This is a genomic window from Homoserinimonas aerilata, assembly GCF_006716125.1.
Taxonomy (GTDB): domain Bacteria; phylum Actinomycetota; class Actinomycetes; order Actinomycetales; family Microbacteriaceae; genus Homoserinimonas; species Homoserinimonas aerilata.
On sequence record NZ_VFOM01000001.1, the window covers coordinates 1,244,764 to 1,260,907 of the forward strand.

Below are 16,144 nucleotides of genomic sequence, written 5' to 3' on the forward strand. Positions count from 1 at the left end.
TGTGGCTGCGCCAACACGCACGCCGCGAGACCGCGAGGGTCGGATGCCCCTCGGCCAGCACCTGCTAGAACTCCGCAAGCGGCTTCTCATCGCCGGCCTCGCGGTCATCCTGGGTGCTGTCGGCGGCTATTTCACCTCCGAGTGGGTGTGGGCCCAGCTTCAGCAGCCGCTTCTGCAGGTCGCCGAGGAGCAGGGCCGAACCGCCGAGGTCGCCTACACCTATATCACCGAGGCATTCGACACCCTCCTGCAGATCTCGTTCACCGTGGGTTTCGTCATCTCGAGCCCCGTCTGGCTCTACCAGCTGTGGGCATTCTTCGTTCCCGCGCTGCACCGCAAGGAGAAGCGCTACGCCCTCGGCTTCGTACTCGCGGCGTTCCCCCTGTTCCTCGCGGGCTGCTTCGTCGGCTGGCTGATCCTCCCGAACATGGTCGAACTGATGATCCGCTTCGCGGCATCCGATACCGCGACCCTTCTGCAGGCGAAGGTATACCTCGATTTCGCGCTCAAGCTGCTCCTCGCAGTGGGTCTGGCGTTCATCCTGCCGGTGTTCCTGGTGCTGCTGAACTTCGTGGGCGTGCTCAGCGCGAAGCAGATCCTGAAGGGCTGGCGCATCGCCATCCTTCTCATCAGCGTGTTCGCGGCGTTGGCGACACCGGCGGCCGATGTCGTGTCGATGATGCTGCTGATCGGCTCCATGGGCGTCCTCTACTTCGCTGCGGCCGGCGTGGCCTGGCTGCACGACCGGGCCGTGCGCAGGCGCGACAAAGCCCTCGACGAGGAATACGGGACAGCATCCGCATGACCGCAGAACAGCAGCCCTCACCCGCCGAACGCTATGCGCTGGCGAAGGCCCGGCAGGGCTCCCCGCAGTTGGAAGCGTTCCGTTCGGGGCTGTCCTTCGATCTGGACCCCTTCCAGTTGGCGTCGGGCGCCGCACTGGAGCGGGGCGACAGCGTTCTCGTCGCCGCACCCACGGGCGCCGGCAAGACCGTCGTGGCCGAGTTCGCCGTCTACCTCGCGATGCAGCAGCCCCGCGCGAAGGTCTTCTACACGGCGCCGATGAAGGCGCTCAGCAACCAGAAGTTCCAGGAGTTCGTCGCCGAGTACGGGGCGAGCGAGGTCGGTCTGCTCACGGGCGACACCAACATCAACTCGGGCGCCCGGATCGTCGTCATGACGACGGAGGTGCTGCGCAACATGCTCTACGCAGACTCCGACCTCCTGCGCGATCTCTCCTACGTGATCATGGATGAGGTGCACTACCTGGCCGATCGCTTCCGCGGCGCCGTGTGGGAGGAGGTCATCATCCACCTCCCGCAGAGTGTGCGGCTGGTCTCGCTGAGTGCCACGGTCTCCAATGCGGAGGAGTTCGGCGACTGGCTGCAGGCGGTGCGCGGCGAGACGGCCGTGATCGTCTCGGAGGAGCGCCCGGTGCCGCTCGATCAGCATGTGCTGGTGCGCAGCAAAATGCTCGACCTGTTCGACTCCTCGGGCGAGGCAGCCTCGCATCGGGTCAACCCGGAACTGATGCGCCTGACGGGCACGGGTGGACGGCAGTCATCCGGGCGGCCCGTGCACGGCCGGGGGCGCGACCGCAGTCGCGGCGGTTACCAGAACAGGAACGATGACGGCCGCATGGATCGCGCCCAGATCGTCGGGCTGCTCGACTCCAAGAATCTGCTGCCCGCGATCTTCTTCATCTTCAGCAGGGTCGGATGCGATCAGGCCGTCCGCCAGGTGCTGCGGGCGGGTGTGCGCCTCACCGATCAGCACGAGCGCGAGGAGATCCGCGGCATCGTGGAGGAACGCTGCCGCACGATCCCCGACGAGGATCTGATCGTGCTCGGCTACTGGGAGTGGCTGGATGGTCTGGAGCGCGGCGTCGCAGCCCACCATGCCGGCATGCTTCCTGCGTTCAAGGAGGTCGTCGAGGAGCTGTTCCAGAAGAAGCTTGTGAAGGCCGTGTTCGCGACCGAGACCCTCGCCCTGGGCATCAACATGCCGGCGCGCACCGTCGTTCTGGAGAAGCTCGAGAAGTTCAACGGTGAGGCCCGCGTGCCCATCACGCCCGGCGAGTACACGCAGCTCACGGGCCGGGCGGGGCGCCGCGGCATCGATGTGGAGGGCCACTCGGTCATCCAGTGGCAGGGCGGGCTCGACCCGCAGGCGGTCGCGTCTCTCGCATCCCGCCGCACCTACCCGCTGAACTCGAGTTTCAGCCCGACCTACAACATGGCCGTCAACCTGATCGAGCAGTTCGGCCGCGACCGCACCCGTGACATCCTCGAGTCGTCGTTCGCGCAGTTCCAGGCGGACCGCTCCGTCGTGGACATCGCGCGCAAGGTGCGCGGCCAGGAGGAGGCGCTGGAGGGCTACGCGAAGGCCATGGAGTGCCATCTGGGCGACTTCGCCGAGTATGCGGGCATCCGGCGCGAACTGGGCGATCTCGAACGCAAAGGCCTTCGCGGCGACACGGGCTCCCGTGGCGAGCGCGACCGGCGCCAACGCCAGCTGACCGCACTGCGCAAGCGCATGAAGCAGCACCCCTGCCACAGTTGCAGCGACAGGGAGGCGCACGCCCGCTGGGCGGAGCGCTGGTGGCGGCTGAAGAAGCAGTCCGACGAGCTGCGGCGGCAGGTGCGCTCGCGCACGGGGGCCGTCGCGAAGGTCTTCGACAGGGTCACGGATGTTCTGCTCGAGCTGGGCTATCTGTCGCGTGATGAGCATGGCGCCGTGTCGGTGGGCCCGTCTGGGCGAGTGCTGCGTCGCATCTACGGCGAACGCGACCTTCTGGTCGCAGAGTCTGTGAATCGTGGCCTCTGGAATGCCCTCGACGTGCCAGGCCTCGCGGCGATGGCTGCAGCACTCGTGTATGAGCCGCGCCGAGAGGAGGGGCCCATCGATGAGCGCAGTCTGCCTCGCGGGCCGTTCCGGGCCGCCTTCGACAACACGACCACCCTGTGGGCGACGCTCGACGATCTGGAGCGCGACAACAAGCTCTCCGGTAGCAATCCGGTCTCGGCGGGGCTCTGCATGGCCATGTACCGCTGGGCTGAGGGCGCCCCGCTCGACGCGGTGCTCCGCGACGCCGAGCTCGCCGCCGGCGACTTCGTTCGGGTGACCAAGCAGGCGATCGACCTGCTCGACCAGCTGTCGATCGTCGCCGATGCGCCGGTCGGACCGACCGCCCGCAAGGCTCTGGATGCCATCCGTCGCGGCATTGTCGCCTATTCGAGCGTCGGCTGAGGCATGGCGTTCAGGGGTTCCCGCACGCGCGGGTCGAAGGCGGGCGACCGGGGGAGTGGCCGTCGGCTGTGGCTCTCTCTTCTCACTGCGGTTGTCGGCGGGGCTCTGCTGGCGGGGGCGTTCCCGTCTCTCGGCTGGTGGCCTCTGGCCTTCGTCGGAACGGGCCTCCTGCTCTGGTCGCTTGACGGGCGCGGCATCGGCGGCGCACTTCTGACGGGCCTTCTCGGCGGTTTCTCCTTCTACGGCCTGCACATCGTCTGGCTCACCATCTACCTCGGCCCCGTGCCGTGGCTCGCGCTCACCGGCCTCGAGGCGCTCTTCTTCGCCCTCGGCGCCGTTCTGCTGGCATTGGCGTGGCGCTTCGTCCCGCGCGCGGTGCCCGGTGTCTGGGGCCGCATGCTCCTGCTGCCGGCGGTGCTCGCCGGCATCTGGACCCTGCGCGAGGGCATCACCGCGGTGTGGCCCTACGGCGGCTTCTCCTGGGGGCGGCTCGCGTTCTCGCAGTCGCAGAGCTCGCTCGGCGACCTCGCTGCCTGGCTTGGCGCATCCGGCCTCAGCTTCGTCGTCGCCCTGATCGCTGCGATGCTGCTTCAGGCCATCAGAGAGCTCGCCGTCCTGCGCGCGGGCAGGGCCGCGCTGGCCCCGACAGCCGCGGTGCTGGCGCTCGCCCTGCTGGCCTTCCTGATGCCGCCGTTCCCTGTGACGGTGACGTCGAGCATCCGTGTCGCAGCGGTACAGGGCAATGCGGATGCGGGGCTCTTCGCGCAGAGGGAAGCCGGCGCCATCCTCGATGACCACCTGCAGGCCACCATGCCGATCATCGATGAGAGCGTCGACCTCGTCGTGTGGCCCGAGAATGCCGCAGACGTCAACCCCCTGCGCTACCCCCGGGCGGCCGGTGTGCTCGACTACGTCAGTGGTGAGATGGATGCCCCGCTGGTCGTCGGCACCATAACCGACGGGCCCGAAGACGAACTCTTCAACAGTGTGCTGCTGTGGCGCTCCGGCGAGGGTTCCGTGGCACAGTACGACAAGGCGCATCCGGTGCCCTTCGCCGAGTACCTGCCCGATCGCGAGTTCTGGTACCCGCTCGCGCCCGCGCTGTTCGATCTGGTTCCCCGCGACTACACGCTCGGCACTCGCCCCAATGTGTTCGACATCGACGGTCTGCTCGCCGGCATCGCCATCTGCTTCGACATCGTGGACGACGGTCTGCTGCACGAGATGATCGACGGGGGAGCGCAGATCATCCTGGCCCCCACCAACAATGCCGATTTCGGACCCACCGATGAGAGTGTGCAGCAGCTGGCGATCGCCAGGCTGCGGGCGCTCGAATACGGGCGAACGGTGGTCAACACCTCCACGGTCGGCACAAGCGCGATCATCGCCCCGGATGGCGGCACCATCGCAGAGCTGCCCACATTCGAACCGGGCGCGATGGTCGAGGATGTTCCGCTCAGCGACACAGTCACGCCTGCGGCGGTCATCGGCCGCGGCGTCGAGTGGGGCCTCTCCGCCTTCGGCCTCGGGGCGCTCCTGCTGGCGCTCGGCCTGGCCGTGTGGCGCAGAGGCTCCCATGGCTGAGCCTGCCGGCGAGGGCACACTCATCGTCGTGCCCACGTACAACGAGGCCGACAATGTGGAGGCCGTCATCGCGCGCATCGTTGCGGCCGTGCCCGCAGCGCATGTACTCGTCGTCGATGACGCGTCCCCGGATGGCACAGGGCAGATCGCCGACCGGCTCGCCACAGCAAACGCCCGCATAGCCGTGCTGCACCGCCCGGAGAAACGCGGGCTCGGTGCCGCCTATCTGGCCGGCTTCGCACACGCCATCGACGGCGGCTACAGCGTGGTCGTCGAGATCGACGCCGACGGCTCTCACGACCCGGCCGAGCTTCCTGCGATGCTCGCGCAGATCGCATCCGGAGCTGATCTGGTGATCGGCTCGCGATGGGTCGACGGGGGAAGGGTCATCGACTGGCCTGCCCACCGCAGGGCGATCTCCCGGGTCGGCAACGGCTACGCCCGCGCAGCCCTTCGCTCCCGCGTGAGTGATCTCACGGCAGGGTTCAGGGCATACCGCACGAGTGCGCTGCAGTCTCTCGACCTGGCGACGGTCTCATCGCAGGGTTACTGCTTCCAGGTGGAGCTGGCGTGGCGAATCGAGGCCAAGGGATGCACGGTGGTCGAGCATCCGATCACGTTCGTCGAGCGCACACAAGGACGCTCCAAGATGCACCTCGGAATCGTGCTTGAAGCACTGTTCCGGGTGACGTCCTGGAGCGTCCTGATGCGTCTGGGGCGTCAGCCGTGACGGCTGTCGGCTATGCGCCGATCTTCTCGCCTCTGCGTGAGCGAAGGTAGCTCAGCCGCTCTTCGAGAAGCTCTTCGAGCTCAGCCCTCGTGCGCCGTTCAAGCAGCATGTCCCAGTGGGTACGTGCCACCTTCTGCTCGGCGTCATCTCGTTCGACGAGGGTTCCGTCCTCGGCGACGAGCCGCCCTTCCGCGCCGGACTTGGGCGATTCCCACACCGTGGGAACCTCCGCGTCGGACGAGAACATGACCTCGAAGGTCGAACCGTCGGCCTGCCGATAAGTACTCTTCTTGCGCGGGGAGAAGGTGACGCCTTCTTCACTCTGCAGGCTCTGAGATCCGAGCCTCATTCCGCGCAAACTGCGATCCGCCATTGTGTGGTCCCTTCTCGCGTTGCTCAAGTTATAACGCCTCAAGCTGGGAGAAAGCTTCCCTCCGCGCGAGCGAACTTGTCCGCTATCAGCAGACTCCCAGCTTCAGAGGCGGGATCTGAGCACGTCGAGAGCGAGATCTGCGCGATCGGTGACGATGCCATCGACGCCCAGATCGAGCAGTCGCCCCATCTCGGCGGGCTCGTTGATCGTCCAGACGTGCACTTCAACCCCTGCGGCATGCAGCAGCCGCACGTTGCGGGCCGTCACGAGGGGGAGCGCGCCGTAGCGCACAGGAATCTGCACGGCGTCGACCTCGCCGAGCGCGCGCGCCACCAGCGACGGGCTTCCCACCCGCAGGGCGACGAGGGCCTTCGTGATACCCGACGACGAGGCCGATGTCGCCGCGCCGGGGAGGGCATCGAGCACCGCGAGCCGACGACGATTGTCAAAGGATGCGATGAGCACCCGATCGACGGCACGCGCCTCCCTGATCGCCTCGATCGTGGGGGCCACCGCATCCGCCACCTTCACGTCGATGTTGAACCGGGCATCCGGGAATGCGTCGAGCACCTCGGCGAGACTCGAGAAGCCCTGCCCTTCACCCAGATCGATGCGGCGCAACTCTGCCATCGTCAGTTGATCCACGCGCACTTCGCGCCCCGCAACGCGCACCAGATCGGGGTCGTGGCTGACCACGGCGACGCCGTCGGCGGATGCGTGCACATCCGTCTCCAGGTGGGTGACGCCGATGCTGAGGGCCTTCAGGAAGGCGAGCTTCGTGTTCTCCGGCGCCTCCAACGCGAGACCACGGTGGGCGATGACGCGTGGGGGAGCGGGGGAGAGGAATCCCGACGAAGTGCCGTCGCCCGTCTGCCTACCGCGCACCCGGATCCTTCGTCGCTGCTGCTCCCGCTCCGCCGCCGACGAAGCCGGCCGCAATGCTCTTGAGCGACTCGGTCAGCTCCGAGGGGATGATCCAGAGCTTGCTCGCCTCGCCCTCGGCGATCTTCGGCAGGGTCTGCAGGTACTGGTACGCCAGCAGGGGAGCATCGGGGTTGCCCGCATGGATCGCCCCGAAGACGGTCGTGATGGCCTGGGCCTCACCTTCGGCGCGGAGAACAGCCGCTTTGGCGTCACCTTCCGCCGAGAGGATCGCAGCCTGCCTCGAACCCTCGGCCTCGAGGATCGCAGCCTGCTTGGTGCCCTCTGCGGTGAGGATCTGCGCACGACGGTCACGCTCGGCGCGCATCTGCTTCTCCATCGAATCCTGGATCGAGAGGGGCGGGTCAATCGCCTTCAGCTCGACACGGCCGACACGGATGCCCCACTTGCCGGTGGCCTCGTCGAGTACGACGCGCAGTTGGGCGTTGATGTTGTCGCGACTGGTCAGCGCCTCCTCGAGGTTCAGCCCGCCGACGACGTTACGCAGTGTCGTCGTGGTCAGCTGCTCGACTGCGCCGAGGTAGTTGGCGATCTCGTAGGTCGCGGCACGCGCATCCGTCACCTGGAAGTAGACGACGGTGTCGATTGAGACCACCAAGTTGTCCTCGGTGATGACCGGCTGCGGCGGGAACGACACGACCTGCTCACGCATGTCGAGCAGCGGCCGCATCCGGTCGATGAACGGCACCAGCAGGTTCAGGCCCGGCTGCAGCGTCTTGTGATATTTGCCGAGGCGCTCCACCACGCCCGCTGTCGCCTGCGGGACGATCCGGATGCTGCGGAACAGGACCGACACCACGAAGATCGCGAGGAGCACCAGAAGCACGATGAGCACCACCTGGCCGAGCGTTATGTCGTTCATACGTCATTCCTTTCAGCAGGGACGACGATGGCGGTGGCCCCGTCGATGGTCGTGACGACGACGCGGTCGCCGCTGTCGGCGGTGCGTCGCGTGATGATGGGGGAGAAGCGGGACGTCCAGGTCTCGCCGTTGTCGAGCCGCACCTGGCCCGTGCCGTCGACGAAGTCGATCACCACGGTGCCCTCGGTGCCGATGAGCGCGTCGATATTGCTCCTCGCCGTGTCACCACCCCTGTGCAGCCTGCGCAGCAGCACGGGTTTCAGCAGGAAGAGCAGCAGGACGGAGAGAACCGCCGCGATGACGATCTGCAGCCATCCGTCGGTGCCGAGGAGGCCGGAGACAAGACCGCCGAGGCTGCCGATCGCGAGCATCAGGAAGGTGAACTCGAGGCTAGACACCTCGATGATGATGAATACCAGGATCACCGCAAGCCAGACGATCCATGCGTATTCGCTCAGGAACTCCAGGGGCATGATCGGCACTCCTCATGTGTCGGGTGCTCCCGAAACTATCACCCGCTGGGTCGACCGGGAGGGTATTGGTAGTCTCGTCACGGCATCCGCCGCCATTTCGACAACAGGAGTAAGCGTGACCAACCCCCTCTCGCCCGGATCGCTCACCGGACGCCGTGCCCTTGTCACCGGATCATCCCGCGGAATCGGCGCGGACACCGTCGCGATGTTCGCCGAAGCCGGCGCCCGTGTCGTCATCAACTACCGCAACAAGGAGAAGCGCGCCCAGCAGCTCGTCGAGAAGATCGAAGCGGCCGGGGGAGAGGCCTTCGCGGTGGGGGCCGATCTGACCGACGCCGACTCCGTCACCGCCCTCTTCGACGCTGCGCAGGAGCGACTGGGCGGGCTCGACATCCTCGTCATGAACGCATCCGGCGGCATGGAGAGCGGAATGGCTGAGGACTACGCCATGCGTCTCAACCGTGACGCCCAGGTTCAGCTGCTCGAGCTGGCCCTCCCGCACCTCGCAGAGGGCGCCCGCGTCGTGTTCGTCACCAGCCACCAGGCGCACTTCATCAAGACAGTTCCCACCATGCCGGAGTACGAGCCCGTCGCGCTCAGCAAGCGGGCAGGTGAGGATGCGTTGCGCGCGATGATCCCGCGCCTCGAGGCTGCAGGGGTCGAATTCGTGGTGGTTTCGGGCGACATGATCGAGGGAACCATCACCGCGACGCTGCTGGAGCGCGCGAACCCGGGTGCGATCTCTTCTCGCAAGGAGCAGGCTGGCCGTCTCTACAACGTCAACGAGTTCGCCGCCGAGGTAGCCCTCGCCGCCGTCGAGCCGGTCCCGGCTGACAACACCCGGTACGTCGGCAACATCAGCGACTTCACCAGCGCTTCGGCGACAGGGGAGTAGCGCAGATGGACGACCTCCGCAGCCTCATCGCCGAGGTCGTCGCCCAGGAGGAACGCCTGACGCTGACCCGCTTCGACAATGATGACGCGTGGCGGCTCGGATCGATCCTCGTCGAGCTCGCCCGGCAGCGGAAGCTGCCGGTGACGCTCGACATCACAAGGAACGGCCAGCAACTGTTCCGTGCTGTCCTTCCCGGTGCGATCGCCGACCAGTCCGACTGGATCGCACGCAAGAATCGCACGGTCACCCGGTTCGAGGTCAGCTCGTATCTCGTCGGGCTCAGGTTTGCAGCATCCGGACGGTCATTTGACGATGAGCCGCATCTCGATTCGGCTCTGTACGCGGCGCACGGCGGCGCATTTCCGATCAGGATCGCAAATGTCGGCGTCGTCGGCACGGTCACCGTCTCGGGCCTGCCACAGGCAGACGACCACGCCCTTGCCGTGGAGGCGCTCGAGCAGCTCCACGCACAGCAACAGAAAGGCTGAGCAGATGCCCAGCAGAACCACTTCCATCTCAATCACAAAAGCGCCGATAATGATGATTATGTCAGCTCAAGCACGCAAACAGGCGACACTCCACAATCCGCTTGGTCGCGCTGCATAATAATTGACTTATATAAGTGATGGTGCAAGTATTGCCGCATGCACGCACTCGACGTTCTCGGAGATCCGGTCCGCCGGCGCATCCTCGAGCTGCTCGCCAACGGTGAGGAATCCGCAGGAGACCTCGGCAAGGTCATCCAGCGTGAGTTCGGCATCTCACAGCCCGCGGTCTCGCAGCACTTGAGGGTGCTCCGTGGTTCCGGATTCACCAGCGTGCGCGCCGAGGGCGCTCGACGGCTCTACGCGGTCGACCCCACACCGCTCGCCCAGGCGGACGCATGGTTCGACACGTTCCGCGGTTTCTGGCAGCCCAAGCTCGACGCGCTCGGCACTGAGCTGGCCCGCGGGCGCCTCGCCCAGCGCAAAGCCTCCAGCTTGCCTCCTAAAACCTCCGTCACAGCCGACGAGGGCGACAAGACCACCGACGACGAACCATGACCTCGGATGCCCATCCGACCTCACGAAGACCCCACGAAGAAGGAGCACCATCATGGTGAATGTGAACGTCCAGATCGACGCCGTCGATCGCGGCCTCGAGACCAAAGATGTGGACGGCGTGCGCTCGTACGTCCAGACGTTGAGCCAGACCTACCCCTCCCCCATTGACGATGTGTGGGACGCCGTGACCTCGCTCGACCGCATCCCCCGCTGGTTCCTGCCGATCACAGGCGATCTGCGACTGGGCGGCACCTACCAGTTCGAGGGGAACGCCGGCGGCGAGATCCGAAGCTGCACCCCGCCGAGCGGTGGCTTCGCGGGGTACTCGGTTACCTGGGGCAGGGGTCAGGGTGAGCCGGCGATGGTTCACATTCGGCTGACGGCGGTCGATGCGACATCCACCCGCTTCGAGTTGGAGAACGTCGCGGCGGTCGACAGCCTTCCCGACGGCGTCTGGGAGCAGTTCGGACCCTCCGCCACCGGAATGGGCTGGGACTCTGGGTTGCTCGGCCTCGCGCAGTACTACTCCGGCGGTGAGGACGGAATCACGCCGGAGAAGGCAGCTGAATGGGTTGCGAGCGCAGAGGGCAAGGCTTTCATGCGCGGATCAGCGGATGCTTGGGCCGCCGTTCACGAGCGCTCGGGAGCCGACCCCGCGGTTGCGAAGGCCGCGGCGAACACCACCTACGGCGTGTACACCGGCGAGATCGTGCCGCCCCAAATGTAACGCCAGTTCACACCACACCGGCGTTAAAGTGGGTGCACTCCGAGCGCCGATGAGAAGTGGTGCCGGCAGTCGCCTGAGTACAGTCCGCTGAGAGCGGCGCACACATCAAGGGAGATGTAGTGAGATGAGACCGCTCCGATACTCGATCAACGTCACGCTCGATGGCTGCGTCCATCACGAGGCAGGGCTCCCCCCGGACGAGGAGTCGATGCGCTACTGGACCGCTGAGATGGAGCGGGCCGATGCCCTGCTGTTCGGCCGGGTGACCTACGAGATGATGGAGTCGGTGTGGCGTAGGCCGGCCACGGGCATGTGGCCCGACTGGATGGATGAGTGGCAGGTCCCGTTCGCCGAGACCATCGACCGAGCGAAGAAGTACGTCGTGTCGAGCACGCTGAGCGGCGTCGATTGGAATGCCGAGCTTGTGCACGGCGACGTGGGGCAAGCGGTTCAGCGACTCAAGCAGGAGTCGGGCGAGGGCCTGTGGGTGGGTGGCGTGACGCTCCCCCTGGCGTTGGCAGATCTGGGGCTGATCGACGAGTACGAGTTTCTTGTGCAGCCGATCCTTGCCGGACACGGGCCGACGTTGCTCGCCGGTCTGCGCGAGCGCATCCAGCTCGAACTCATGGATCGCCATGAGCTCCGGTCGGGGGCGATCGCCCTACGATACCGACACACGCAAGCTGGAGCCTTGTAGTGATGCAGATCTCGCCTTGCCCTTGCCATTGCCATTGCCACTGCCACTGCCATCACAGCATCCGAGTGCAACGCTTCAGATAGACGCGCGATTCGCGCGGTTGTCGGTCGCTGATCGTTCGACACTCGACTCGATGCAATCGGTGGAGGACATCAGAAAATGTCAGACGAAACGCAGGTCGAACGCAACCTTCAGGGCATGGACGACCTTGACTTCGAGGGCTGGAACGGTGCCGACTGGGACGGCGTGTTTGCCCACCATCACACAGCGGATGTGCTTGTCGACTGGAAGGGCGCACGCGCGACCCATGGCATCCAAGAACATATCGATGCGATGAAGGCCTACGTCGAACAGGCCGGCGGAGGGACTCCCCCGCAGATCACCTCCCACCCGATCAAGTTCGGCTCCGGCGAGTGGACCTGCGTCGTGGGCGAATTCGAAGGCGGCGGTCGCATGGTGACAGTCGCACGATGGGTTGATGGCGCCATCGCCGAGGAGTACATCTGGTCGTAGCGAACAGACCAGCATCCAGAGTTCCTCGGCTGGGTGCGTTCGCCACCGGTGAGAGAATACGAGCATGCTCTCTCCCCTGCTCCTCCCTGTCTCCCTTCAGGCCCGAGCACAGGAGCTGACACTGCGGCGAGCCGTCGAAGCCGATCTGGAGTCGCTCATGGAGCTGCTGTCGGATGACCCCATCAGCGCCACTCGCGGAGACCGCGCCGACGAGGCGGATGCCGCCGCATACGCCGCCGCCCTGCACGCGATTCTCGACGACCCGAGCAACGAACTCCTCCTGGCGGTGAACGCATCCGGTGAGGCTGTCGCGACGATGCAGCTCACCCGCATCCCGGGCATGGCACGGCGTGGTGCGACCCGACTCCTTGTGGAGGCGGTGCGGGTGCGCAGCACACACCGCTCGGGCGGCATCGGTGAGGCGATGATGCGCTGGGTGGTCGACACGGCTGCCCCCGCGATGGGCGCGTCGCTCGTGCAGCTCACCTCGGATCAGGCGCGAACGGATGCTCACCGCTTCTACGAGAGGCTCGGTTTCGTCGGATCCCACCTCGGCTTCAAATACCAGCTGCGCTGAGCGAGACGCTCTCGAGGATGACGAGCTGCTGGGTGGCCCGCGTCATCGCCACATAGCGGTCGACGGCGCCCTCGATTCCGTCACCGAAGGCATCCGGGTCGATGAGCACGACCAGATCGAACTCGAGGCCCTTCGACAGCTCCGGAGTGAGGGCCCGGATGCGCGGATCCGCTCGGCCTGCGACCGTGCCGTCGGCGCTGATGACGCAGGCGATGCCGTCCGCGGAGCCCTCGAGCCAGTCACCGAGGATCGACCCCAGTTCAGTGATCGATCCGTGCTTGACCAGAAGGCCGTTGCTGCGGATCGATGTGGGCACATTGGCGTCGGGGATGGCCGCACGGATGACCGGCTCGGCCTCCTCCATCACCTCCGTCGGCGTACGGTAGTTGACGCTCAGGGAGGCCAGCGTGATCTGGTCGAGTCCGACACGGTGCAGCCGCTCCTCCCCTGCTGCCTTCACCGCTTCACGCTGTCTTCTGCGTCGTGACGCATCAGGGTCGCCGATCCGCTGCCGTGCCGCGTCGAGGAAGGGCAGATCCGACACCGTCCACGCGCGCGGGTGCTCACGCTGCAGCGCCCGGATCTCTTCGTCACCGAGCCCAGGGGGCGCACTTTCGCAGATAGGCGGGCACCGACCACAGGTCTGCAACCACACCGACAGGATCAAGCAGCGGCCATGCCCGAGCGAAAGCGCCTCCCAGGTCCTCGTTCTGCGCCAACGACCGACGCAGCAGATGAGGGGGCACATCCTCGTCGATCCTGTCCACGAGGATGTCGAGGAGCGCCTCCCGTATCTGGTCGCGTGCCTCGTTGTGCGGGATGCCTGATTCTGCGGTCGCAAACGCCTCGGCCCAGTCGCCGGCGTCCAGCCAGAGCTCCGCCCACGCGGTGTCGACCACCATCCCCGCCGTCGACGGTTGTTCGTAGTGCGCGACGGCCGCCGCGATCGCCTTCATCGGATCTGCGGATGATTTCACCCCGGCGACGCGCCGGTCTGTCTCCGGCACCGCCGATGCGCCTTCGGCGACGAGGTCCCGCAGAGTGCAGCTCTGAACGCCGTCCTCACCCAGGCTGGGCAGAACGTCGTCGACATAGCCCAGATAGCCCCTGCTCGGGCCGACGAAAAGCACCCCTCCCCTGCGATGCCCGAGGCGCGGGTCGGAATACAGGAGGTAGGCGGTGCGGTGCAAGGCGACGACGGTTTTTCCCGTTCCGGGGCCTCCGTCGACGACGAGTGCGCCGCGAGAACCGGCACGGATGATCGCATCCTGATCGGCCTGGATGGTGCCGAGCACATCGCGCATCCGCGTCGATCTACTGCTGCCGAGGCTCGCAATGAACGCGGACTGGTCATCGAGCGCGACATTCCCCTCCAGCCCATCCGCAGCGAAAACCTCGTCCCAGTAGTCGCTGATCCGCCCATGGGCCCACCGGTATCTGCGCCGACTGGCCAGCCCCATCGGGTTGCCGTGGGTCGCGCCGAAGAACGGCTCGGCCGCCGGGGAACGCCAGTCCAGCAGCAGCCTGTGGCCATCACCGTCGGTGAGCCCGATCCGCCCCACATAAACGGGCTCGAGGTCATCCGCACCGACCATGCGCCCGAGGCACAGATCGAGGCCGAAGCGGCTCAGAATGCGCAGGCGCGCGCTCAGTCGGTGGATCTCCAGATCCCGCTCCAAGGCCTCCTGCCCCGCCCCGCCGGGTGCGCGGCGCAGCACATCGAGGCGATCGGACAGTTCGACGGCCGATTGTTCCAGACTCTCGGCGATGGCCACGAAATGGTTCTCATCGTCGCCGATCAGCTCGGCGGCGTTCTTGGCGGCAAGTCGTTCGGGAAGGTTGAAAGCGCTGTTCATTGATGTCACAGTGAACGATTCTCAGACATGAGGGGGGCCTTGCGGCAAGCCCCCCACTGCGATATATCTTGAGAATGGAAGGGCGTCACACCCTTATCTGTCCGGCACCGATCGCACATTCGCGGCGTGCGCCCGAGGCCTGAGTCAGCTGGTCCGCTTCGGCATGCCCACCTCGTTGAGCGGCCTGTCTTCGATCCGGTCGAACTGGCCCCCGCGGGGAACGGGGCAGGTCAGCACAGTATTGCTCGCCGAGTGATCGATGAAGTGCTCCCCCATCGGATGGCGACAGACGGGGCAATCGCCCCTGACTTCTGCCGCGACATCCTCGTAGGGCCCTGTGGGAGGTGGCCCCAACGCCGTCATGAGGTGCTCATTCAGCCAGTCCACGAGCCGCATTCCCGGCCCGCGTCGAGTCTCGCCCTGTGGCTCCTGCGTGTTCTGCTGGCCTTGGAAACCAGCTTTTCTCTGGTCCATACCCCCAAGGGTACGCCTCCCCTGTCACTTCGGCCAGAGGAACCCGGGCGACGAAATCTGGGCGACTGAGCGCCTAGCGCTGGGTCGCGGCGACCCACTCGTCGAGCTTGGCGATCGCCGCACCCGAATCGATGGCCGCCGCGGCGACCGCCATCTTGTCGCGGAAGCGATCGAGGATCGGCACCTGCACCTGGCTGGAGTCCTGTGCGAGCTCCCACGAGATGAGGCCGGCTGCCGCGTTGAGCAGAACGATGTCTCTGACCGGCCCCTTCTCCCCCGCCAGCGTCGCACGGGCGATGGCCGCATTGTGCGCGCCGTCCCCGCCGACGAGATCGGAGATCCTGGCCCGGGCGATACCCAGATCCCTCGGGTCGAGGTCGTGTTCGTGCACGTCACCGCGCGAGACCTCCCAGATGTGGCTGTGGCCGGTCGTCGTCAGCTCATCCAGTCCGTCGTCGCCACGGAACACGAGCGCCGTGGCCCCACGGGTGCGGAACACTCCGACGAACAACGGAACGACGTCGAGATCGGCGACACCGACCGCGGATGCCTCGGGGCGCGCCGGATTGCACAGCGGACCCAAGAAGTTGAACACCGTCGGGATGCCCAGTTCTTTGCGTACGGGCCCCGCATGGCGGAATCCCGGGTGGAACATTGAAGCGAAGGCGAAGGAGATGCCCGTCTCGTTGAGCACGCTGGCGACCTGCTCCGGCTTCAACTGCAGGTTCACACCCAACTCGGTGAGCACATCCGATGCCCCTGACACCGAGCTGACTGCCCTGTTGCCATGCTTGAGCACGCGGGCCCCGGATGCTGCGCACACGACACTGGCCATGGTGGAGATGTTGACCGTGCCGAAGCGGTCCCCTCCCGTTCCGACGATGTCGAGTGCGAGCGGGTCGACGTCGATCGGCAGGGCCGCCTCGAGGATCGCGTCACGGAACCCGACGATCTCATCGACCGTCTCGCCTTTGCGTCGCAATGCCACGAGGAAGCCTGCGAGCTGCGCGGGAGTGGCCTCTCCCGCCATGATGTTGCGCATCGCCCAGGACGACTCAGAGATGCTCAGATCGTCTCCCTCGAGCAGCGTGGTCAGCAGTAAAGGCCATGTGACATCGACGGGCATGCCCAAAATACTATCGACTCCCT

At 66.2% G+C, this 16,144-nt stretch carries 17 protein-coding genes and 1 pseudogene; 11 read left to right on the forward strand and 7 right to left on the reverse strand.

Annotation, left to right across the window (positions count from 1 at the left end; all coding sequences use genetic code 11):
- Nucleotide 1 precedes the first annotated feature (1 nt).
- The 4 genes from tatC to FB562_RS05880 are packed head-to-tail and all read left to right on the forward strand — an operon-like array spanning nucleotide 2 to nucleotide 5,563.
- Entirely contained in the window at nucleotides 2-805 is an 804-nt protein-coding gene (tatC, locus tag FB562_RS05865) for a twin-arginine translocase subunit TatC (RefSeq protein ID WP_342777281.1), read from the forward strand.
- Entirely contained in the window at nucleotides 802-3,249 is a 2,448-nt protein-coding gene (locus FB562_RS05870; protein ID WP_141880290.1) for a DEAD/DEAH box helicase, read from the forward strand. The genes tatC and FB562_RS05870 overlap by 4 nt, the downstream gene beginning before the upstream one ends.
- Before the next feature lie 3 nt (nucleotides 3,250-3,252).
- Complete coding sequence (lnt, locus tag FB562_RS05875) at nucleotides 3,253-4,833, forward strand: apolipoprotein N-acyltransferase (RefSeq protein WP_141880291.1); 1,581 nt, start codon at nucleotides 3,253-3,255, stop codon at nucleotides 4,831-4,833.
- The gene (locus tag FB562_RS05880) at nucleotides 4,826-5,563 is read left to right on the forward strand and encodes a polyprenol monophosphomannose synthase (protein WP_141880292.1); all 738 of its coding nucleotides are present in this window, start codon (nucleotides 4,826-4,828) and stop codon (nucleotides 5,561-5,563) included. The genes lnt and FB562_RS05880 overlap by 8 nt, the downstream gene beginning before the upstream one ends.
- A 10-nt stretch (nucleotides 5,564-5,573) precedes the next feature.
- Here the strand turns inward: FB562_RS05880 and FB562_RS05885 are convergent, their stop codons facing one another.
- From FB562_RS05885 to FB562_RS05900, 4 genes are all read right to left on the reverse strand, one after another.
- Complete coding sequence (locus FB562_RS05885; RefSeq protein ID WP_141880293.1) at nucleotides 5,574-5,936, reverse strand: RNA polymerase-binding protein RbpA; 363 nt, start codon at nucleotides 5,934-5,936, stop codon at nucleotides 5,574-5,576.
- 102 nt (nucleotides 5,937-6,038) lie between these two features.
- Nucleotides 6,039-6,821: a glycerophosphodiester phosphodiesterase family protein gene (locus tag FB562_RS05890; RefSeq protein WP_141880294.1), complete on the reverse strand. Its 783-nt coding sequence runs from the start codon at nucleotides 6,819-6,821 to the stop codon at nucleotides 6,039-6,041.
- On the reverse strand, nucleotides 6,811-7,740 hold the full coding sequence (locus FB562_RS05895; protein ID WP_141880295.1) for an SPFH domain-containing protein: 930 nt from the start codon (nucleotides 7,738-7,740) through the stop codon (nucleotides 6,811-6,813). Before FB562_RS05895 ends, FB562_RS05890 begins: the two co-directional genes overlap by 11 nt.
- Nucleotides 7,737-8,213, reverse strand: a complete 477-nt coding sequence (locus tag FB562_RS05900; RefSeq protein WP_141880296.1) for an NfeD family protein — start codon at nucleotides 8,211-8,213, stop codon at nucleotides 7,737-7,739. The genes FB562_RS05895 and FB562_RS05900 overlap by 4 nt, the downstream gene beginning before the upstream one ends.
- Before the next feature lie 115 nt (nucleotides 8,214-8,328).
- Here FB562_RS05900 and FB562_RS05905 point away from each other — a divergent pair, with 115 nt between their 5' ends.
- From FB562_RS05905 to FB562_RS05935, 7 genes are all read left to right on the forward strand, one after another.
- Nucleotides 8,329-9,108, forward strand: a complete 780-nt coding sequence (locus FB562_RS05905; protein ID WP_141880297.1) for an SDR family oxidoreductase — start codon at nucleotides 8,329-8,331, stop codon at nucleotides 9,106-9,108.
- A gap of 5 nt (nucleotides 9,109-9,113) precedes the next feature.
- Nucleotides 9,114-9,596: a heme-degrading domain-containing protein gene (locus tag FB562_RS05910; protein ID WP_141880298.1), complete on the forward strand. Its 483-nt coding sequence runs from the start codon at nucleotides 9,114-9,116 to the stop codon at nucleotides 9,594-9,596.
- A gap of 156 nt (nucleotides 9,597-9,752) precedes the next feature.
- Entirely contained in the window at nucleotides 9,753-10,151 is a 399-nt protein-coding gene (locus tag FB562_RS05915; RefSeq protein ID WP_141880299.1) for an ArsR/SmtB family transcription factor, read from the forward strand.
- Between the two features lie 52 nt (nucleotides 10,152-10,203).
- On the forward strand, nucleotides 10,204-10,878 hold the full coding sequence (locus FB562_RS05920; protein WP_141880300.1) for an SRPBCC domain-containing protein: 675 nt from the start codon (nucleotides 10,204-10,206) through the stop codon (nucleotides 10,876-10,878).
- A gap of 124 nt (nucleotides 10,879-11,002) precedes the next feature.
- Entirely contained in the window at nucleotides 11,003-11,575 is a 573-nt protein-coding gene (locus FB562_RS05925; RefSeq protein WP_141880301.1) for a dihydrofolate reductase family protein, read from the forward strand.
- A gap of 159 nt (nucleotides 11,576-11,734) precedes the next feature.
- Nucleotides 11,735-12,088: a nuclear transport factor 2 family protein gene (locus FB562_RS05930; protein ID WP_141880302.1), complete on the forward strand. Its 354-nt coding sequence runs from the start codon at nucleotides 11,735-11,737 to the stop codon at nucleotides 12,086-12,088.
- Between the two features lie 64 nt (nucleotides 12,089-12,152).
- Complete coding sequence (locus FB562_RS05935; protein ID WP_141880303.1) at nucleotides 12,153-12,665, forward strand: GNAT family N-acetyltransferase; 513 nt, start codon at nucleotides 12,153-12,155, stop codon at nucleotides 12,663-12,665.
- On the opposite strand, the pseudogene helR reads toward FB562_RS05935, so the two are convergent.
- The 3 genes and pseudogenes from helR to trpD all read right to left on the reverse strand — a co-directional run bounded on the left by helR (nucleotide 12,646) and on the right by trpD (nucleotide 16,121).
- Nucleotides 12,646-14,521 (reverse strand): annotated as a pseudogene (gene helR / locus FB562_RS05940) (RNA polymerase recycling motor ATPase HelR). The gene FB562_RS05935 and the pseudogene helR overlap by 20 nt on opposite strands.
- A gap of 144 nt (nucleotides 14,522-14,665) precedes the next feature.
- Nucleotides 14,666-14,995 carry a hypothetical protein gene (locus tag FB562_RS13715; protein WP_141880304.1) on the reverse strand — a complete coding sequence of 110 codons (330 nt, stop codon included), beginning with the start codon at nucleotides 14,993-14,995 and terminating at the stop codon, nucleotides 14,666-14,668.
- 73 nt (nucleotides 14,996-15,068) lie between these two features.
- A complete protein-coding gene (gene trpD, locus FB562_RS05950) occupies nucleotides 15,069-16,121 on the reverse strand; it encodes an anthranilate phosphoribosyltransferase (RefSeq protein ID WP_141880305.1) in 1,053 nt (350 codons plus the stop codon).
- Nucleotides 16,122-16,144: the final 23 nt, after the last annotated feature.